At 70.0% G+C, this 19,078-nt stretch carries 16 protein-coding genes and 1 pseudogene; 5 read left to right on the top strand and 12 right to left on the bottom strand.

Annotation, left to right across the window (positions count from 1 at the left end; translation table 11 throughout):
- Window positions 1–36: 36 nt before the first annotated feature.
- Entirely contained in the window at window positions 37–933 is an 897-nt protein-coding gene (locus AC3WRN_RS13040; RefSeq protein WP_492623296.1) for a DMT family transporter, read from the bottom strand.
- A gap of 82 nt (window positions 934–1,015) precedes the next feature.
- On the opposite strand from AC3WRN_RS13040, the gene AC3WRN_RS13045 reads away from it, so the two are divergent.
- The 3 genes from AC3WRN_RS13045 (at window position 1,016) to AC3WRN_RS13055 (ending at window position 3,578) form a co-directional block, all read left to right on the top strand.
- Window positions 1,016–1,594, top strand: coding sequence for a DNA-3-methyladenine glycosylase I (locus AC3WRN_RS13045; RefSeq protein WP_492623348.1), 579 nt, complete (start codon window positions 1,016–1,018; stop codon window positions 1,592–1,594).
- Between the two features lie 304 nt (window positions 1,595–1,898).
- Window positions 1,899–2,639, top strand: a complete 741-nt coding sequence (locus AC3WRN_RS13050) for a hypothetical protein (protein ID WP_492623297.1) — start codon at window positions 1,899–1,901, stop codon at window positions 2,637–2,639.
- Window positions 2,640–2,729: 90 nt separating this feature from the next.
- A complete protein-coding gene (locus tag AC3WRN_RS13055) occupies window positions 2,730–3,578 on the top strand; it encodes a hypothetical protein (RefSeq protein ID WP_068094416.1) in 849 nt (282 codons plus the stop codon).
- A gap of 118 nt (window positions 3,579–3,696) precedes the next feature.
- Here AC3WRN_RS13055 and bioC read toward each other — a convergent pair whose 3' ends face one another.
- The 5 genes and pseudogenes from bioC to bioB form a co-directional block, all read right to left on the bottom strand.
- Window positions 3,697–4,575: a malonyl-ACP O-methyltransferase BioC gene (gene bioC / locus AC3WRN_RS13060; protein WP_068094420.1), complete on the bottom strand. Its 879-nt coding sequence runs from the start codon at window positions 4,573–4,575 to the stop codon at window positions 3,697–3,699.
- Entirely contained in the window at window positions 4,572–5,357 is a 786-nt protein-coding gene (gene bioH / locus AC3WRN_RS13065; RefSeq protein WP_492623298.1) for a pimeloyl-ACP methyl ester esterase BioH, read from the bottom strand. Before bioH ends, bioC begins: the two co-directional genes overlap by 4 nt.
- 161 nt (window positions 5,358–5,518) lie before the next feature.
- A pseudogene (locus AC3WRN_RS13070) lies at window positions 5,519–6,262 on the bottom strand (sulfurtransferase); the annotation flags it as partial.
- 46 nt (window positions 6,263–6,308) lie between these two features.
- Window positions 6,309–7,496, bottom strand: a complete 1,188-nt coding sequence (gene bioF / locus AC3WRN_RS13075; protein WP_492623299.1) for an 8-amino-7-oxononanoate synthase — start codon at window positions 7,494–7,496, stop codon at window positions 6,309–6,311.
- Window positions 7,483–8,526, bottom strand: a complete 1,044-nt coding sequence (bioB, locus tag AC3WRN_RS13080) for a biotin synthase BioB (RefSeq protein WP_492623300.1) — start codon at window positions 8,524–8,526, stop codon at window positions 7,483–7,485. The genes bioF and bioB overlap by 14 nt, the downstream gene beginning before the upstream one ends.
- Before the next feature lie 154 nt (window positions 8,527–8,680).
- Here bioB and AC3WRN_RS13085 point away from each other — a divergent pair, with 154 nt between their 5' ends.
- A complete protein-coding gene (locus tag AC3WRN_RS13085) occupies window positions 8,681–8,887 on the top strand; it encodes a hypothetical protein (protein ID WP_068094433.1) in 207 nt (68 codons plus the stop codon).
- Window positions 8,888–8,900: 13 nt separating this feature from the next.
- Entirely contained in the window at window positions 8,901–9,629 is a 729-nt protein-coding gene (locus AC3WRN_RS13090) for a ComF family protein (protein ID WP_492623301.1), read from the top strand.
- On the opposite strand, the gene AC3WRN_RS13095 is transcribed toward AC3WRN_RS13090, so the two are convergent.
- The 6 genes from AC3WRN_RS13095 to ilvB form a co-directional block, all read right to left on the bottom strand.
- Entirely contained in the window at window positions 9,610–11,169 is a 1,560-nt protein-coding gene (locus AC3WRN_RS13095; protein ID WP_492623302.1) for a CehA/McbA family metallohydrolase, read from the bottom strand. The genes AC3WRN_RS13090 and AC3WRN_RS13095 overlap by 20 nt on opposite strands.
- Before the next feature lie 135 nt (window positions 11,170–11,304).
- Complete coding sequence (locus AC3WRN_RS13100; RefSeq protein ID WP_492623303.1) at window positions 11,305–13,833, bottom strand: TonB-dependent receptor; 2,529 nt, start codon at window positions 13,831–13,833, stop codon at window positions 11,305–11,307.
- A 288-nt stretch (window positions 13,834–14,121) separates the two neighbouring features.
- Complete coding sequence (gene ubiA / locus AC3WRN_RS13105) at window positions 14,122–15,015, bottom strand: 4-hydroxybenzoate octaprenyltransferase (protein WP_068094441.1); 894 nt, start codon at window positions 15,013–15,015, stop codon at window positions 14,122–14,124.
- Between the two features lie 230 nt (window positions 15,016–15,245).
- Entirely contained in the window at window positions 15,246–16,799 is a 1,554-nt protein-coding gene (ilvA, locus tag AC3WRN_RS13110) for a threonine ammonia-lyase, biosynthetic (RefSeq protein ID WP_492623304.1), read from the bottom strand.
- Window positions 16,796–17,044 carry an acetolactate synthase small subunit gene (ilvN, locus tag AC3WRN_RS13115; protein ID WP_068094447.1) on the bottom strand — a complete coding sequence of 83 codons (249 nt, stop codon included), beginning with the start codon at window positions 17,042–17,044 and terminating at the stop codon, window positions 16,796–16,798. The genes ilvA and ilvN overlap by 4 nt, the downstream gene beginning before the upstream one ends.
- A gap of 56 nt (window positions 17,045–17,100) precedes the next feature.
- Complete coding sequence (gene ilvB, locus AC3WRN_RS13120) at window positions 17,101–18,957, bottom strand: biosynthetic-type acetolactate synthase large subunit (protein ID WP_492623305.1); 1,857 nt, start codon at window positions 18,955–18,957, stop codon at window positions 17,101–17,103.
- Between the last annotated feature and the right edge of the window lie 121 nt (window positions 18,958–19,078).

A 19,078-nucleotide genomic window follows, 5' to 3' on the forward strand; every position in this document is an offset into this window, starting at 1 on the left:
TCTATCGCCGCTGCCGGGTCCGCAGGCTGAACCGGCTCAGCCCGAACCGGCTCGGCTGCGCCGGCGCGCGCCCACGCCGCTGACCGCGGCAAGTCCCAGCAGCACGAACACGATGCCGAGCCCCTCCATCGGCGACGGCCGCTCGTGCAGGATCAGCCAGGCCAGCAGCACGCTGACGATCGGCACGCCCAGGCTGGACACGCTGGCCACCGTGGTCGGCAGCCGCTGCAGCACGATCGACCACAGCCACCAGGCCAGGCTGGAGGCCAGCAGCACGCTGTAGGTCAGCCCGCCGATGAAGATCCAGTTCCACTCGATCGCGCGCTCCGGCACCGCCAGCGCGGCACCGCCGAGCGCAATGCCGCCCAGCAGCATCTGCCAGGCGGTGAGGCTGAGCACCGACGGTGCATGCCGGTGGAACAGTCGCTTGCTGAGTACCGTGCCGGCAGCCCAGGCGACGCCGCCGGCGATCGCCAGGGTGGTGCTCAGTACGCTGCCCATGTCGTGCCATGGTTCGATGATGCACACCAGTCCGAACGCGGCCAGCGCCAGCCCCAGCCAGTGCCGCTGGGTGGGGCGGTCGCCCAGCAGCAGCCACGCCAGCAGCACGGCCCAGAACGGCATGGTGTAGGCCAGCAGCGCCACGTGGCCGGCGCCGCCGCCGAGCAGCGCCCATTGTTCCAGCCCCTGGAACGCGGCGGTCTGGCACAGGCCGATCAGCAGCGTCGGTCCCAGCGGCGGCGGCCGCAGCGACTGCCGCGTCAAGAGCAGTGCGGCGAACAGCACCGCCGCACCGAGCAGGTAGCGCAACGCGGCGAAATGGAACGGCCCCGCGTACGCCAGCACCTGTTTCATCACCACCCAGCTGTAGGCCCAGATCAGGATGGTGGCGAGCAGCGCGATCAGGGCGCCGCGTGATGGCGAGGGAGACATGGGAAGCCGGGCCGGGGAGAGGCGACAAGTCTAGCGGCGTGGGTTAGCTTGTGGCGCCCCTTTCGACCATTCGCCAGCCATGATGACCACGACCACCGAGCCGTCGCGCTGCCACTGGGCCACCGGCAGCGACGCGCTGATGCGCGACTACCACGACACCGAGTGGGGCGTGCCGCTGCACGACGACCGCGCCCTGTTCGAGTTCCTCTGCCTCGAAGGCGCCCAGGCCGGCTTGTCCTGGCGCACCGTGCTGGCCAAGCGCGAGAACTACCGCAAGGCCTTCCACCGCTTCGAGATCGACCGGGTCGCCGCGATGGGCGACCGCGAGCTGGAACGGCTGCTGCTCGATCCCGGCGTCATCCGCAACCGGCTGAAGATCTCGGCCGTCCGCGACAACGCGGTCGCCGCGCAGCGGGTGATTGGCGAGTTTGGCAGTCTGGACGTCTATTTGTGGTCGTTCGTCGGCGGCAGGACGCTGCGCAACCGCTGGCGCGACCGCGCCGAGGTGCCGGTCAGCACCGAGCAGTCCGACCGCATGAGCAAGGCGCTGAAAAAGCGCGGCTTCCGCTTCGTCGGCAGCACCATCTGCTACGCGCTGCTGCAGGCCACAGGGATGGTCAACGACCATCTGACGGGTTGTTTCCGCCACCGGCAGGTGTGATCGCGACGTTGCCTGCCCTGCAGGAAATTGCGTGCCGAGTCATCGCGCAGCGCGGAAAATGTGCGTTCTTTCACACTAACGCGACATATTTGAACGCTTGCCGTGATGCGGGCAAAACGCGTGCTGAATGGAATGGCGCGCGCACTTGTGAATTCCCTGTTCCGCGATGGAAGCTGCGCAGGTCGAGGCCGGTCGTTCGTTGCATTCACAGGGCGTGGCGACGTGCATCGAAGCATCGCAGGGGATAGCAACGCATCTGGCCACGTCCAGTCATCTTTGACCGCAACACTTTCGGAGGCACTCAATGAAATCACGTCACCTCATGCTCAAGCTGGTCAGTGCCGCCGTACTTACCGCGCTGGCCGCGTCGCCGGTGCTGGCGCAGACCACCGGCACCACGACGACCACGACGACCACCACCACGACCTCCCATGAATCGGTCACGCTGGGCAACCAGTTCAGCACGTTCGCCGGTTCGACCACGAACTCGCAGTCGCTGGTGCAGGGCCTGCGCGACGGTACCGCGATCACGCTCAGCGAGCCGGTCACCACCACCTCATCCACCGGCGTCAAGACCACGACCACGGTGTCCACCACCTTCACGCCCGCCACCGGCCCGATGGGCTACGGCAACGTGAAGATCGCGCTGTCGCTGGCCGAGGCCAGCCTGGCCAAGGCGGGCATCACCGATCCGACCGCCGCCGAGATGCAGGCCGCGCTCAACGGCGGCACCCTGGTGCTGGCCAATGGCACCAGCATCAAGCTCGACGGCATCCTCGCCGCACGTGCCGCCGGCGAAGGCTGGGGTCAGATCGCCAAGGCCGAGGGTTTCAAGCTCGGCGACGTGATGCGTTCGCCGAAGGCGGACGCGCATGCGCATACCCACGTGAAGGTCGAACGGGTCGAGCAGGCCAAGGGCCATGACGTCGATCGCCCGGGCAAGCCCGAGCACGTGGCCAAGGCCGATCGCCCGGAGCGCCCGGAGCGCCCGAACAAGCCGGAGCGCCCCGAGCATCCCGACCACACCGGCCGTCCGGGCGGCTGAGCCCATCCGCTCCGGACACGCTAGTCTTTGCAGGCCCGGTGTGAAGCCGGGCCTGCTGCCATTTCCCACCATCGCAAGGAAATCCTGTTCATGCGCAACTCTCACCAATGGATGCTCGCCGGCGGCCTGCTGCTGATCGGCGCACCGGCGGCCCATGCCGCCACGTCGGACAGCGGCCAGTTCAGCCTCAGCGCGGGCGCGAACTACAGCAGCGGCAAGTACGGAACCAGCAACACCACCGACATCTGGTCGGTGCCGGTCACCGCCGAGTACGACGTCGACCGCTGGACGTTCAAGCTGGTCGTGCCGTACATCAACATCAGCGGCTCGGACAACGTGATCCCCGGCGTGGGCAAGGTCAAGAATGGCAATCCGCGTGGTCGCGGTCTCGGCCATGTGATCGGTGGCGTCCTTCCCGGCGGTGGCGGCAGCACCGGCACGACCGCCAGCGGTTCGGCATCGGGCCTCGGCGACATCGTCGCTTCGGCCGGCTACGAATTGTTCACCAGCGCGGACCGGACCGCCGGGCTCGATCTCACCGGCAAGGTGAAGTTCGGCACCGCCGACGAGAACAAGGGCCTGGGCACCGGCAAGAACGACTACGGTATCTCGCTCGACACCTACAAGGTGATGGGCGACTGGACCGCGTTCGGCGGCGTCGGCTGGATGAAGTACACCAGCTCGCAGTACATCCAGCTGAAGAACGGTTTCAACGCGAACGTCGGCATGGGCTACAAGCTCGGCGGCAGCGACGACATCGGTGCGTACTATTACTACCGCGAGCGGATCGCCACCGGCGGCGCTCCGCAGAGCGAGCTGACCGGCTACTGGAACCACAAGTTCAACGACAGCCTGCGCCTGCAGGCCTACGTGCTCGGCGGTTTCGCCAACGGCAGCCCGGACTATGGCGTGGGCGCGTCGCTGAAGTACAGCTTCTGAGGAAACCGCGGACGACCCCGCGGCCCGCCGCAATGGCGCGCCGCGAAGGTCGGCCCGGGAACTTCGGTCCATCCGGCTCCGTGCATGTGCACGGAGCTTTTTTTATGGCGTCGCCGGGTCAGCGCCGTCGCGAGCCGCGCAGCTGGTCGATCGAGAAACTGGCGATCTCGGTGCCGCCGACGCGGCGCGGCTGGCCCACGGGCGGGCCCCAGGCATGGGCGCTCACCACTTCCCAGCTGGCCGGGATGCGGCCGTCCGTGCGCATCGCCTCGTAGGCGGCCAGCATGCGGCGGTAGCGCCCCTTGCCGGTGAGGCCGCGCGCGCGTGCGCGGTCGGCGTTGGTGGCGCCGAGTCCCTGCAGTTCTTCCAGCAGCTTGCGCGGTTCGCTGTAGGTGAGGGTGTAGCGGAACACGTCCAGCACGGGGTCGCGCAAGCCGGCGTTGAGCATCGCGTCGCCGACGTCGTGCATGTCGAGGAAGCGGCCCACGTGCGGTTGCTGGTCGGCCTCGGCCCAGGCCGCGCGCAGTTCCTTCAGGGTGTCCGGGCCGAAGCTGGAGAACGCCATGAAGCCGCCGGGTTTCAGCACGCGCATGCACTCGCCGAACAGCGCGGACAGGTCGTCGACCCACTGGAAGCACAGGTTGGAATACAGCACGTCCACGCTGTGGTCGGCCAGCGGCAGATGGGTGGCTTCGGCGCACACGCGCATGAACGGCTTCAGCCAGCTGCTGTGCTGCTTCGCGGTGCGCAGCATCGGCAGCGCCAGGTCGAGCGCGATCACCTCGGCCTTGGGGTAGCGCTGCTTCAGCAGCGCGGTGCCGCGGCCGGTGCCGGCGCCGACGTCGACCACGCGCAGCGGCGTCTCCAGGTAGAAGCCCAGCCGTTCGAGCAGGGCATCGCCCACCTCGCGCTGCAGCGCATCGTGTTGTTCGTAGCTGGTGGCGGCGCGGCCGAAGTGGCGGCGCACCTGCCTGGGGTCGAGTTGGAAGTCGCTCATCGCGCCTGCTCAAGTTGGGTGGTCGCCAGCAGCGGCTGCAGTGCCTGCGCCACCGCGTCGGCGTGGCCGAAGAACGGCGCGTGGCCGGCTTGCTGGATCTCGGTGTAGCCGCCGCCGCACTGGCTGGCCGACCACTGCATCGCCTGCGGCGGCACCAGCCGGTCGCGCCGGCCGCTGATCCAGGCGCTAGGCACGCGCAGGTCCGGCAAGGCGGCGCGGCGATCGCTGGTTTCCAGGATGCGGATGCCTTCCTGCAGCACGCGCAGGTCCGGTTCGCCGCGGGCGAACACCAGTTCGCGCAGGTGGCGCAGTTCGCCGCGCGGGTCGGCGCTGCCCATCGCTTCCAGTGTGAGGAAACGCTCGATGGTGTCGTGGTAGTCGGTTTCCAGGTCGCTGGCCAACTGGTGCACCAGCTGGCCGTCGGCGCCGTGCGGCCAGCCCGCGTCGCGCACGAACTTCGGCGTGGCGCACAGCATCGCCAGGGCGCGCACCTGCCGCGGCAGTTCCAGCGCGGCGGTGAGCGCGATGGTGCCGCCCAGCGACCAGCCCAGCCAGACCGCCGGCGGCGTGACCCCGGCGATCGCCGCGGCGCAGGCGTGCGGCTCCAGCGGCAGGCCGCAACCGCGCGAGCGGCCGTGGCCCGGCAGGTCGACCACGTACATCGTGCATTGGTCTTCCAGCGCCTCGACCAGCGGCGCCAGCACACCGCCGTGCATCGCCCAGCCGTGCAGCAGCACCAGCGGGACGGGGCCGTGGCCGCGCCGGTCGACGTACAGGCTCATGCTTCGCTCCAATGGAGTGAGGCGCTTTTTACGTTCGCTTCCTCTCCCCTTTGGGGAGAGGATTGAGGTGAGGGGCAGGTGCTTGCGGGAAAACCGCTCGGAGCGAGCATCGAGTGGGCGACATCGCCAGCGTGCCCCCTCACCCCCGCCCTCTCCGCGTAGGGGAGAGGGGGTGAATTTGTAGGGGCGAGGTTTGCATCCACGGCGCCGCGCCCGTCGAACACGAAGCAGTCGCCCTGCCAGTGCGTGCCGTCGGTCTGTTCGAGGTACTTCAGGATGCCGCCGTCGAGCTGGTAGACGTGTTGCATGCCGAGGTCCTGCATGTGCAGCGCGGCCTTCTCGCAGCGGATGCCGCCGGTGCAGTACGAGACGACGGTCTTGCCCATGTAGCGTTCGCGGTCGGCGGCGATCGCGGCGGGGAAGCCGGTGAAACTGGCGAGGCGATAGTCGACCGCCTGCGGGAACTTGCCGGCATCGGTCTCGTAGTCGTTGCGCGTATCGAGCAGCACCACCTCGCGGCCGTCGTCGTCGTGGCCCTGGTCCAGCCAGCGCTGCAGGGTGGGCGCGTCCACCGCCGGCGCGCGGCCGCCTTCGGGGCGGATCGCGGGCCGGCGCATGGTGATGATCTCGCGCTTCAGGCGCACGCGCAGGCGGCCGAACGGCACCACGTCGGACAGCGACTCCTTCGGCGCGACGTCGGCGAAGCGCGGGTCGCGGTGCAGGGCGGCCATGAAGCCGTCGATTTGCGCGCGGCTGCCGGCGAGGAACAGGTTGATGCCCTCCGGCGCCAGCAGGATCGTGCCCTTCAATGCCAGTGCTTCGCAGCGCGCGAGCAGCCGTTCGCGCAGCGCGGGCAGGTCGTCCAGGCTGGTGAACTTGTAGGCGGAGATGTTGACGATCGACATGCGGGGGAATCGGCAGAGCAGGCGGCGATTATACGTGGTCGTCCGGTCATGCCTGCCGCGCCGGCGGCAGACGCAGCGTTTCCAGCGTGCCCAGCAGCCGGTCGACGTGGGTCTCCTCGTGCGCCGCCGACAGCGTGATGCGCAGCCGCGCCTGGCCGGCGGGCACGGTCGGTGGGCGGATCGCGGTCACCAGCAGGCCTTGCCGTTCCAGTGCCTGCGCGGCCTCCAGCGCGGCGTCGGCGCTGCCCAGCAGCAGCGGCTGGATCGCGCTGGGCGAGGCCGCCAGCGGCAGGCCGAGTTCGCCGGCGCCGCGGCGGAAGCGCCCGATCAGCACGGCGAGCTTTTCGCGCCGCCACGCTTCGGACTGCGCCAGCTGCACCGCTTCGAGCGCGGCGGCGGCCAGCGCCGGCGGCATCGCGGTGGTGTAGATGTACGGGCGCGCGAACTGCACCAGGCCCTCGACCAGCGCCGCCGGGCCGGCCACGAACGCGCCGCTGCAGCCGAGCGCCTTGCCCAGCGTGGCCATCAGCAGCGGCACCTCGTGCTGGCCCAGGTTCGCCGCGTCGAGGCTGCCGGCGCCGTGCCCGCCGAGCACGCCGAGCCCGTGCGCGTCGTCGACCATCAAGGTGGCGCGCTCGCGCGCGCACAGCTGCGCCAGTTCGCGCAGCGGCGCGACGTCGCCGTCCATGCTGAATACGCCGTCGGTGGCCAGCAGCGCGGCCGCAGCGGGATTCGCCGCCAGTCGGCGCGCCGCCGCCGCCACGTCGGCGTGCGGATAGCGCTTCAGTTCGGCGCCGCTGAGCCTGGCGCCATCGAGCAGGCAGGCGTGGTTGAGCTTGTCCTGCACGCAGGCGTCGCCGCGCGCCAGCAGCGCCTGCAGCACGCCGAGGTTGGCCATGTAGCCGGTGGAGAACAGCAGCGCTCGCTCGCGCCCGGTCCAGGCGGCCAGCGCTTCCTCCAGCTCCGCGTGCGCGGTACGGTGGCCGCAGATCAGGTGCGCCGAGGTGCTGCCGACGCCTTCCTCCCGCGCTGCACGGATGAGCGCGGCGACCAGCTGCGGGTGCTGCGCCAGGCCGAGGTAGTCGTTGCTGCAGAACGACAGCAGGCGCTGGCTGCCGCTTTCCAGCCACGGGCCGTCGGCGTGGTCGATCGTGCGCAGCCGGCGCAACAGGTTGGCGTGGGAACGTTCAGCCGTCTGGACGGCCATGCGTTCGAGCAGGTCAGGCCGCGGCACTGCAGCCGCAGTCCTGCCCGCAGCCGGCAGCGTCGTTTTCGAGAAGGTCGGCGTGCACCGTGCCCGCTGGCGCGACCACCTCCATGGGATGCAGGTCGAGCCGGCGGAACAGCGCGCGGTCCGCCTCCACGTCCGGGTTGCCGGTGGTGAGCAGCTTTTCGCCGTAGAAGATCGAGCCGGCGCCGGCGAAGAAGCACAGCGCCTGCACGGCGTCGTCCATCTGCTGGCGGCCGGCGGACAGCCGTACGACCGACCGCGGCATCAGGATCCGCGCCACCGCGATCGCGCGCACGAATTCGAACGGGTCGAGCGGCTCGGCGTCGCCCAGCGGGGTGCCGGGCACCGGCACCAACTGGTTGACCGGCACCGAATGCGGGTGCTCGGGCAGGTTGGCCAGCGCCTGCAGCAGGCCGGCGCGCTGTTCGCGCGTCTCGCCCATGCCGACGATGCCGCCGCAGCAGGTCTTCAGGCCGGCGTCGCGCACCTGTTCCAGTGTTTCCAGACGGTCCTGGTAGTCGCGGGTGTGGATGATCTCGCCGTAGAACTCCGGCGCGGTGTCGATGTTGTGGTTGTAGTAGTCGAGGCCGGCGTCCTTCAGCGCCTGCGCGTGGCCGTCGCCGAGCAGGCCCAGGGTGGCGCAGGTCTCCAGGCCCAGATCCTTCACCGCGCGCACGATCGCTGCCACCTTGGGAATATCGCGGTCCTTCGGGCCGCGCCATGCCGCACCCATGCAGAAACGGCTGGCGCCGGCGGCTTTCGCGGCGCGGGCGCGTTCCAGCACATCGTCGGCATCCATCAGTTTCTGCGCGGCGACGCCGGTGTCGTAGCGCGCCGCCTGCGGGCAGTAGGCGCAGTCCTCGGGGCAGCCGCCGGTCTTGATCGACAGCAGGGTCGATACCTGCACCGCGTTCGGGTCGTGGTGTTCGCGGTGCACCGTGTGCGCGCGATGCAGCAGCTCGTTGAACGGCAGCGCGAACAGCGCAGCCACTTCGGCGCGGCTCCAGTCGTGGCGGATGGCAGTGTCGGCCATGGAACGGGTACTCCCTGCAGGAAGCGCGAAAGTGTGGAAGCCGTTCCGGGGCGTGTCAACTGGATACTTGTGCGAATGGTTGACGGGACACGGGTGCATCCCTGCCGCTACCATCGCCGCTCGAACCACCACACCACCCGAGGGAGTCGGCCAGATGAGCGAAGGACAGGGCAGTACCGGCAACGTGATCGCGGCGATCTGCAGTTTCTTCATCCCGGGGCTGGGCCAGCTGGTGCAGGGGCGGTTGCTGATGGCGGTCGTCATGTTCGTGCTGGCCGCGGCGCTGTGGATCGTCCTGCTCGGCTGGCTGATCCATCTGTGGTCGATCCTCGACGCGGCGCTGTACAAGCCGGGCCGTTGAGCCGGAGCCCGGCATGGATGCACTGGTGACAGCCTGGCGGCGCCTGCAGCGCTTCGTGTTGCCGCCGCGCTGCCTGCTGTGCGGCGGCCATCATGGCGACGGCATCGACCTGTGCGCCGCCTGCGCGAACGAATTGCCGCGCAACCGCAGCTGTTGCGCGCGCTGCGCCCTGCCGCTGGCCACGCCGGCAGCATGGTGCGGCGAGTGCCAGCGCCGCGCGCCGCCATGGGATGCGGCATGGGCGCCGTTCCGCTACGGCTGGCCGCTGGACCGGCTGGAATCGCGCTACAAGTTCCAGGCCGACCTGGCTGCCGGCCGCGTCCTGGCGCAGCTGTGGCTGGGGGAACGGCTGCCGCTCAAGCCACCGCAGCTGCTGCTGGCCGTGCCGCTGCATCGCAGCCGCCTGCGCCGGCGCGGCTACAACCAGGCGCTGGAACTGGCCCGGCCGCTGGCGCGCGCGCTCGGCGTGCCGGTACATCCGGACGCGCTGCAGCGCCATCGAGCCACCGGCGCGCAGACCGAACTCGACGCGATCGGTCGCCGCCGCAACGTGCACGGCGCGTTCGCCCTGCGTCAGGGCGTGGTGCTGCCTGCGCACGTGGCGATCCTCGACGACGTGATGACCACCGGCGCCACCCTCGCCGAATGCACCCGCGTGCTGCGCCGCGCCGGCGTGCAGCGGGTGGACGTATGGGCGCTGGCGCGGGCGCCGTCGCCGCGGGTCAGCGGCGCGCAGGGTTGAGATAGACCGGGTTGCCGAGCAGCAGGGGTTTGCCGGCGTCGTCGCGGACCTCAGCGCGCAGCCAGTGCGCGCGGCCGTCGCTGGTCCAGTCGAAGCCGATGCGCTGGTCGGCATCGCCGATGGCGGCATCGACGGCCGGGGCGAACGGCTTGCCGTCGAGCAGCACGGCAAGCCTTTTCCCGGATACCTGGACGACATGCACTTCGAAGTGGACCTGCGCGCCCGCGTCGGCGCGCAGGGCGTCGCCCATCGTGGCGTGCTGCCCGCCGCTGCGCGCGTCGAGTTCCAGCAGCCGGTCGCGACTGCCTTCCACGTCGACGAACACGTGACCGGCGCGGATGCCGGCCAGGATCGCCGGCATCGACAGTTCCGCGGCGTGCACCACCGTGGTGGGCCGGCCGACCAGGCTGGAACCGGGTTTCGCCGCGGTCAGCGAGGAATCGTGGTTGTCGCTGCCGCCGATGCCGGTGAGCCGGTAGCCCCGGGCGAGTTGCTGTTCCCAGAACGGCACGCCGGAGAGGGGCGTGCCGGCGTCGCCGTCGTTGACGATCTCGATCGCCTGCACCTGCGCCATGTCGACCGGCGGCACGGCGGTCCAGCCGCAACCCATGCAGTTCTCGCCGCTGGGGCGGACCGGGTGGTTGATCGAGAGCAGGCCGTGCAGCGGCGCGATCCGCTGCAGCAGGGTGTTCCAGTCCTTCACCTCGCGGCCGTCGACGCGGAAGTCCACCGGCGCGGTGCTGCCGAACAGGTTGGCGTGGCCGCTGAAGGTGGTGATCTCGCGGCCGGGGATCAGCAGCAGGCGGTCGAAGTACGGCTGCAGCTCGCGCATCGGGTTCGCCTGCGACACCGTGTTGTGGTCGGTGATCGAGATGAAATCCAGGCCCTGCCGCGCCGCCGCCTCGACGGTGAGGAACAGCGGGCAGGGCACGCGCTGGCCGGACTGGCTGGCGCAGCTGGCATCGCTGTGCGCGTCGTGCATGTGCAGGTCGCCGCGGTACCAGCGCGCGTCGCGGCGCAGCGGCGGATTCAGCACGGCCGGTTCCCACGCGGGGTCGTCCGGCCGGCCGAACCAGATGTTCGCGGTGTAGCGGGAGCGGCTGTTGCGGCGGATGTTGGGGATGCCCAGCAGCAGGCTCCAGCGGCCCGGGCGGATCGCACCGGGCAGGTAGGAGGGCGTGGCGTCGGTGGCGGACACGGTGAACACGTGCTTCGAGCCGCCGCTCCAGCCGCGAAAGCCGTCCTGGCCGTGGAAGCCGTCCGGGCCGAGCAGGCCCAGGTCGATCGTGGTGCGCTCGTCGTCGTGGCCGCTGTAGTCGAACTGCACGGTGATGCGGCTGGTGCCCGCGGGCACCTCGAACGGCAGCATGCGGTAGGTCTGGTTGTCCGTGCCGTCCAGTTCGCCATGCAAGGTCAGGTCGGGCTGCGCGTGCCCGGCCCGGCTGGTGGCGGCCTGCACCATGCCGAGCAACAGCATCAGGCCAGCCAGCAGCAGGCCGGCGAGAAGGTGGGTCAGGCGGTGGCGCAGGCGCGGATTCATGGCGGATTTCCGATGGCGGTCGGTGGCGGGGGTGCGATGGCGTGCGGCCGCGGCCGGTGGCGGGTCGGCGGCGGCCGTCGGGTGCGGGCGACACTCCGGCAGCGGCCGGGCGGCATGCCGCCCGGCCGCGCGGGGTCAGAAGCGGTACATCACCGCGGCACGGTACGAGCGGCCCAGCACCGGCCGCGCGATGAACGTGTTCGCCCCGGCGTCCGCGCTCTGCAGCTCGCCGGCACGCGGGTTGCCCTCGGTCAGGCCCAGCGAGTTGGTGAGGTTGTCGGCGTACAGGTACACGGAAAACGCGGGCGACACGTCGTAGCGCGCACTGGCGCCGAGCACGTCGTACGACGGCAGCCGCACCGAGTTGGCGGTGTCGACGAAGCGCTGGCCTTCATGTTCGTAGGACAGCTGCAGCCGCAGCTGCCCGTCGAGCAGGTTCACCCCGGGCACCACGCGGTAGCTCAGCTTCGGCACGCGGATCAGCTGGTTGCCGGTGTAGTTGCGCAGGACCGGGCCGGTGCTGCCCTTGTCGGTGTAGCGCAGCCCTTCGTACTGCGGGTCCTGCCAGGTGGCGGTGAGCTGCACGTCGAACCAGCTGGTCGGGAACCAGGTGCCTTCCAGTTCCAGGCCCTTGGTCTTGGTGCTGGCGTAACCCTGCTGCGCGACCGAGGTGTTGTTGTTCGGGTTGAACACGTAGTTGCTGAAGCCGACGTTGTCGTACTTGGTGTAGAACGCGGTGGCGTACAGGTCGACCTGGCGGTCGGAATACTTGTAGCCCACCTCGCCCAGTTTCATGGTCTGGATGATCGGCGTGGCGGTCGCGTTGGTGATGTAGCTGCTCAGGTTCGGCAGGCGGAACGCCGAGGTCCAGCGCGCGAATACGCCGGAGCGTTCGGAGAACTGCCAGTTGGCGCCCAGCGTCCAGCCCGGCTTGCTGAAGCTGTGGTCGTACGACACGGTGCGGCCGGTGCCGGTCTGGATCTGCGAGGTGGCCAGCGTGCCCAGGTTCACGGTCTGCTTCTGCTCGACCCACCCCTTGGTGTTCACGCGCTCCCAGCGCACGCCGCCGTCGATGCGCAGCGCGTCGGTCGCCTGCCACTCGTCGGACAGGTAGAGCGCATCGGTCGACGAACTGCCGCTGGCGTTTTCCCACTCGTAGCCGTAACGGTAGATGCCGTGGTCGGTGAGCGTGCCCAGCGGCTGGCCGGAGGCATCCACCGCGACCAGGTCGAGCAGGCGCGCGTTGTCGCGCACGTCGAGCAGGGCGGTGGAGGAGTAGCGGCTGAAGTCCTGGTTGAAGTGCGCGTGGTAGTAACCCAGCGTGACGTCGTGGCTCTGGCCACCGAGGTCGAACTTGCGCAGCAGCCGGGTATCGTTGATGAATTCCTGTACCGGCATGGTCACGCCGCGCAGGCCGCCGATCACCACCAGGCCGTTGCCGTTCTGGTTCTGGTTGTCGAACACCTGCGCGGGGTTGTCGACGTAGCGCAGCTGCAGGCCGGCCGCACCAGCCGGCTGGAACGGCTTCGCCCGGGTCAGGAAGGCATTCGCGCCCATCAGCGAATTCGGGAACATGCCGTTGCGCTGGGTCTTGGTATCGCTGTAGCGCATCGATTCGGCCAGCTTCCAGTCCGCGCCGAGATCGTGGTCGAACTTCAGCGTCAGCTGGTCGCGCTTCACGTGCGTGCCCACGCTGTTGTCGAAGTTGTACAGGCTGCCGTTGCCCTGCTTCATCAGCACGTGCTCGGTCTCCGGCCCGGCCAGCGTGCCGAAGTTGCCGTCGAAGCCGGGCACCGCCTTGATCTTGCCGTTCGGGTAGGTACGCATCGGGATGCCCAGGTACAGCGCGACCTTGTCGTCCATGTGCTTGACGTCGACGCTGAAGCGGCCGTGTTCGAGATCCCTGGCCAGGTTCAGGCGGATCTGGCCGCCGTCGTTGGCGCGGAAGCCCGGGTCGCGGATGCCGTCGTCGACGCGGTAGAAGCCGCCCACGCCGAGCTTCCAGCCGTTGCCGACCGGCGTGCCGTACCAGAAGTCGGCGCGGTTCAGCCCGTAGTCGCCCACGGTGTACTTGACCAGGCCGTCCGGCGTGTCGCCGACCCGGCGCGGGATGAAGTTGATCGCGCCGGCCGGCGCGTTCGAATAGAACACCGACGACGGGCCGCCGCGCACCACCTCGATCCGCTCGATCGTCTCGTCCAGGCGGAACGCCTGGTCGGCGTTGAGGTAGCCGAGCGCCGGGTCATGCTGCACCGGGATGCCGTCCTCCAGCAGGTTGACCGAGCCGAAGCCGTCGACCGGAATGCCGCGTGCGCGGATGTTGCCGCTGGCCTCGCCGCCGGAGGCCTCGACCCAGAAGCCGGGCACCGATTTCATCGCCTCGGTGACCGAAGTCGGCGCCTGCATGCGCAGGCGATCCTCGTCGATGGTGGTGATCGAATAGCTGGTCTCGGCCTTGGTCCGCGTCGCCACGCCGGAACGCGCGGTGACCACCACGCTGTCGAGGTTCCTGGCCTTGTCGGTGCTGGCCTTGTCGGTGCTTGCCGTGGCGGTGTCCGGCGGGGTGGCGGTGCTGTCCTGTGCCTGGGCGGAAAGGGCGACGCCGAGCGCCAGGCTGCCAAGCAGGGCGATGCCGATGGATCGGCTGATGAGGGAAATACGCAAGTTGAATGCTCCGGGGAGGATGGGAAATCGCGGAGCCGTGCGGGGAATGCGTGCGAAACGACGGCGAGGCCTTCCCGCCGCGGTGGCGCGGCATCGCCGGTAGCTGTCTCGTGCAGAAGCGTCCTTGCCTATGGATGCGCTGCTTCCATCACAGGCTCTGATGGGCGTGCAGCCTAGGGACGGCCTGTGACAGTTAGGTGCCTGGTGGCATGACAGGGCTGAAATTTAGACGTCCAAATGGCGTATTCCGGCACGCCGGCGTCATGCGGAGCTGGCGGCACGTGCCGTTCAGCGCAACGCCAGCGCCAGCGCGATGCCGATCCAGATCGCCAGTCCCAGCCAGTTGTTGTGGCGAAACGCGGCGAGGCAGGCGTCGCGGGCGCGCCCGCGGATCAGCCACAGCTGGTAGCCGAACAGGCCGGCGGCGGCCAGCAGCGCCAGCCAGTACGGCCAGCCCAGCGCGGCGCGCTGGCCGACGAACAGCATCGCCAGCAGGAAGGTGCCCATCAGCATGCCGAGGATCGGCAGGTCGGCGTCGCCGAACAGGATCGCGGTGGATTTCGCGCCGGCCTTGAGGTCGTCGTCGCGGTCGACCATCGCGTACTCGGTATCGTAGACCACCGACCACAGGATGTTGCCGATGAACAACAGCCAGCCCAGCGGCGGTACCGTGTTCGTCGCCGCGGCGAACGCCATCGGGACCGACCAGCCGAACGCGGCGCCAAGCACCACCTGCGGCAGGTAGGTCCAGCGTTTGGTGAACGGGTAGATCGCTGCCAGCGCGGCGCCGGCGAACGACAGCTGCAGGGTCAGCTTGTTGGTGAACAGCACCAGCACGAACGCGAACGCGAGCAGCGCGGCGAACACGAGCAGCGCCTCGCGCGGCGTCACCCGCCCGCTGGCGAGCGGGCGGCCGGCGGTGCGCGCCACCTGCGGGTCGAGCTTGCGGTCGGCGTAGTCGTTGATCGCGCAGCCGGCCGCGCGCATCGCGAACACGCCGAGGGTGAAGATGAGCAGCAGCTTCCATGACGGGAAATCGGCGGCGGCCAGCCACAGCGCCCACCAGGTCGGCCACAGCAGCAGCAGCGCGCCGATCGGGCGGTCCATCCGGGTCAGCACCAGGTAGTCCAGCGCCTTCTCGCGCTGGCCCGCGGGCAGCTTCTGCAGCAGCCAGCCCAGCACCCGCGTGGCACGGGTCGAGCTGTCGGCCGGGCGCGCCGGCCGGGCGGCGGGTCGTGGCCGGGCGGCGGGTGAAGGCGCGGCGCTGCGCCGCTGGTGTTTGCGGGAAGAGGGAGCCATCCGCCGAGTTTAGCGTGCCGGCCATGGCCGGATGGCGTCGCCGGTCACTTCATGCAGACGGGGCCAGCGGCATCCGCCCCGCGCTCCGGCGATCGCGGCACCGCTCGTGGCGCTCATTCGCGCAGCAGCAGGCGATAGGCCGGGTGCGCGCTCTCGTCCACATGCGGATAGCCGAGCGTGGCGAGGAAGCGCCGGAACAGCGGTTGCTCGGCCGCCGGTACCTGGATGCCGACCAGGATGCGGCCGTGGTCGGCGCCGTGGTTGCGGTAATGGAACAGGCTGATGTTCCAGTCCGGATGCAGCTGGCCGAGGAAGTCGGTCAGCGCGCCGGGGCGCTCGGGGAATTCGAAGCGGTACAGCCGTTCGTCCTGCGCCAGCGGCGAACGGCCGCCGATCATGTGTCGCAGGTGCAGCTTGGCCAGCTCGTCGTCGGTGAGGTCGAGCACGTCGAATGCCTGCGCGCGGAACGCCGCGACCAGTGCCTCGCGCTCCTCGCGGCTGGCGATCCGCACGCCCACGAAGATGTGCGCGGAGCGGGCGTCGCCGATGCGGTAGTTGAACTCGGTGATGTCGTGCCGGCCCAGCGCGGCGCAGAAGCGGCGGAAGCTGCCGCGTTCCTCCGGGATGGTCACCGCGAACACCGCCTCGCGCTGCTCGCCCACCTCGGCGCGCTCGGCGACGAAGCGCAGCCGGTCGAAATTCATGTTGGCGCCGGAGACGATCGCCACCAGCGCGCCCGTGCCGTCGCCGTGCGCGGCCACGTACTGCTTCAGGCCGGCCAGCGCCAGCGCGCCGGAGGGTTCCGCCACGCTGCGGGTGTCCTGGTAGATATCGCGGATCGCCGCGCAGATCGCATCGGCGTCCACCCGCAGCATCGCGTCCGCGTGCTGCCGGCACAGCGCGAAGGTCAGCGCGCCGACCTGCTTCACCGCGGTGCCGTCGGCGAACAGGCCGACCTCGGGAAGCTGCACGCGCTCGCCGGTTTCCAGCGAGCGCGCCATCGCGTCCGAATCCGCCGCCTGCACGCCGATCACCTGCACCTCGGGGCGCAGCGCCTTGATGCATGCGGCTACGCCGGCGAGCAGGCCGCCGCCGCCGACCGGCACGAACACCGCCTCGAGCGGGCCCGTATGCTGGCGCAGGATCTCCAGCGCGACCGTGCCCTGGCCGGCGATCACCGCCGGGTCGTCGAACGGATGCACGAACACCGCGCCGCGCTGGACCTGCAGCCGCGCGGCGGCGGCCTGCGCGTCGCTGTAGGAATCGCCGGCCAGCACGACGTCCACCATCGCCCCGCCGAAGCGCCGCACCGCGTCCACCTTCACCTGCGGCGCGGTGACCGGCATCACGATGGTGGCGCGGATGCCCAGTTTCGCTGCGGCCAGCGCCACGCCCTGGGCATGGTTGCCGGCGGAGGCGGCGACCACGCCGCGCGCGCGCTGCGCCGCGTCCAACTGCACCATGCGGTTGTACGCGCCGCGCAGCTTGAACGAGAACACCGGTTGCTGGTCCTCGCGCTTCAGCAGCACCGGCCGACCCAGCCGCTCGCCGAGCAGCGGCGCCGGTTCCAGCGCCGATACGTGCGCCACCTCGTAGACGCGCGCGGCGCGGATCTGCGCCAGCAGTCCGCCGCGGTCGTTGTCGGCGAGCGGTGCGACGGCGTTCATGCCGCGAGTGCGGCGGCCGGGTGCGCCACCTGCAGCACGTCGACCAGCTTGCGCGTCTGCTGCAGGATCTGGCCGAGCGCCGCTTCGTCGCACTGCAGGCTCAGGGTGAGCCGCGAGACGGCCGGGTCGTGCGTGGCCGCCACGGTCAGCGTGTCGATGTTGTAGCCGCGCGCGGCAAACAGCCCGGCCACGCGCACCAGCGCGCCGGCTTCGTTCTGCAGCAGGATGGACAGGGTGTGGTTCATGGCGGGGCTCCGGTAGCGAGTCACTCTCCCTTCGAGAGAAGGGAAAGGCCAAAAGCTCAGAACATGTGGGAAGGCGAGTCCCCGGGCGCGGCCGGCGCCGCGCGCGAGGGGATGAAATCGCCGGTGATCATCTGCGCGTAGCTGGTGCCGGGGCCGACCATCGGGTACACGCCGGCGTCCGGGTCGATCATCACTTCCAGGAAGGCCGGGCCGGGGTAGGCGAGGAAGGCGGCGACGGTCGCCTCCAGTTCCTCGTTGCGTTCCAGCCGCTGCGCCCAGGCGAAGCCGTCGGCCTGCGCGGCGCGCACGAAGTCCTTGCGGTGCAGGCTCTTGTCCGATGCCGCGAAACGGCCCTTGAAGTACAGCTTCTGCCATTGCCGCACCATGCCGTCGCCGACGTTGTTCAGCACCACCACCTTGATCGGCAGCTCGTAGGTGGTGACGGTTTCCAGCTCGCCGAGGTTCATGCGGATGCTGGCGTCGCCGTCGATGTCGATGACCAGCTTGTCGCGGTGTGCGAACTGCGCGCCGATCGCCGCGGGCAGGCCGAAGCCCATCGTGCCCATCGAGCCGGAGGTGAGCCAGTGCCGCGGCGCGCGGAAATCGAAGTACTGCGCCGCCCACATCTGGTGCTGGCCGACGCCGGTGCTGACGATGGCGTTGCCGCGCGTGTGGCGGTTGATCGCCTCGATCACCGCGTACGGCTGGATCAGCGCGCTGGCGCGGTCGTAGTTCATTGCGTGCACGCGCTTCAGCTTCGCCACGTGCGCATGCCAGGCGGCGAGCCGCGGCTGGTGGCCGTGCGCGCGGCCCCAGGCGGTGAGCCGTTCCAATGCGCGCACCAGCGGTCCCACGTGGTGCCAGTCGACCGCCTTCACCTTGCCGATCTCGGCCGGGTCGATGTCGACCTGGGCGATGAACTTCGCCCGCGGCGCGAACTGGTCCGGCACGCCGGCCACGCGGTCGTCGAAGCGTGCGCCCAGCGCCAGCACGAAGTCGCAATCGTCGACGGCGTAGTTCGCGTAGGCGGTGCCGTGCATGCCGAGCAGGTGCAGCGCCAGCGGGTCGGTGCTGTCGAAGCCGCCCAGGCCCATCAGGGTGGTGGTGACCGGCAGCCCGAACGCGTCGACGAACGCGCGCAGCGCGGCGGAGGCCCCCGCCGCGATCACGCCGCCGCCGGCGTAGATCAGCGGGCGCTCGGCCCGCATCAGCGCGGCGAAGAAGGCGGCACAGTCGGCATCGCCGAGCGCCGACTGCTCCACCGCGCGCAGCCGCGCACGGTAGCCGGCCAGCAGCAGTTCGCCGCTGCCGTGCCAGGCGAGCGTGGCGTTCTGCACGTCCTTCGGCACGTCCACCACCACCGGACCGGGGCGGCCGCTGCGGGCCAGGGTGAACGCGGTACGCACGGTCGCTTCCAGCTGGCTGGCGTCGGTGACCAGGAACACGTGCTTGGCGCAGGCGCCCATGATGTTGCTGACCGGCGCCTCCTGGAACGCGTCGCTGCCGATCGCCGCGGTGCCCACCTGGCCGCAGATCACCACCAGCGGGATCGAGTCGGCCATCGAGTCGCGCACCGGCGTGACCATGTTGGTGGCGCCGGGGCCGGAGGTGACGATGGCCACGCCGACCTTGCCGGAGGCACGCGCGTAGCCGGCCGCCATGAAGCCGGCGCCCTGCTCGTTGGCCGGCACCACCAGCGGCATCGCCTCGCCACCATCGGCGCGCGGGTGTTCGGCGTTGTGGCGGAACACCGCGTCGTACACCGGCAGGATCGCGCCGCCGGAATAGCCGAACAGCACGCCCACGCCTTCGTCGGCGAGTACCTGCACGATCACTTCGGCGCCGCTCATGCTCTGACCGGCCAGCGGATGCCGGTCGGTGGTGGTCTCGGCTTTCAGTGCTTGTGCATTCACAAAGAAAATCCCCACAAGTTCGGTGTCGTGCTCCCTCCCCTGCGCAGCAGGGGAGGGTTGGGGAGGGGTTGCTCTTGCCCGTAAAAAGTCAAAAGCGTCACCCCCTCCCAACCTCCCCCTG

It is taken from the genome of Rhodanobacter sp. FW101-FHT13A11 (genome assembly GCF_058790335.1).

Coding starts and splice junctions, on each gene's coding strand:
- AC3WRN_RS13090 (WP_492623301.1), top strand. CDS start 8,901: ATGGATGCACTGGTGACAGCCTGGCGGCGCCTGCAGCGCTTCGTGTTG.
- bioH (WP_492623298.1), bottom strand. CDS start 5,357: ATGAGCCTGTACGTCGACCGGCGCGGCCACGGCCCCGTCCCGCTGGTG.
- AC3WRN_RS13095 (WP_492623302.1), bottom strand. CDS start 11,169: ATGAATCCGCGCCTGCGCCACCGCCTGACCCACCTTCTCGCCGGCCTG.
- AC3WRN_RS13050 (WP_492623297.1), top strand. CDS start 1,899: ATGAAATCACGTCACCTCATGCTCAAGCTGGTCAGTGCCGCCGTACTT.
- AC3WRN_RS13055 (WP_068094416.1), top strand. CDS start 2,730: ATGCGCAACTCTCACCAATGGATGCTCGCCGGCGGCCTGCTGCTGATC.
- ilvN (WP_068094447.1), bottom strand. CDS start 17,044: ATGAACCACACCCTGTCCATCCTGCTGCAGAACGAAGCCGGCGCGCTG.
- AC3WRN_RS13040 (WP_492623296.1), bottom strand. CDS start 933: ATGTCTCCCTCGCCATCACGCGGCGCCCTGATCGCGCTGCTCGCCACC.
- bioC (WP_068094420.1), bottom strand. CDS start 4,575: ATGAGCGACTTCCAACTCGACCCCAGGCAGGTGCGCCGCCACTTCGGC.
- AC3WRN_RS13045 (WP_492623348.1), top strand. CDS start 1,016: ATGACCACGACCACCGAGCCGTCGCGCTGCCACTGGGCCACCGGCAGC.
- ilvA (WP_492623304.1), bottom strand. CDS start 16,799: ATGAACGCCGTCGCACCGCTCGCCGACAACGACCGCGGCGGACTGCTG.
- AC3WRN_RS13085 (WP_068094433.1), top strand. CDS start 8,681: ATGAGCGAAGGACAGGGCAGTACCGGCAACGTGATCGCGGCGATCTGC.
- bioB (WP_492623300.1), bottom strand. CDS start 8,526: ATGGCCGACACTGCCATCCGCCACGACTGGAGCCGCGCCGAAGTGGCT.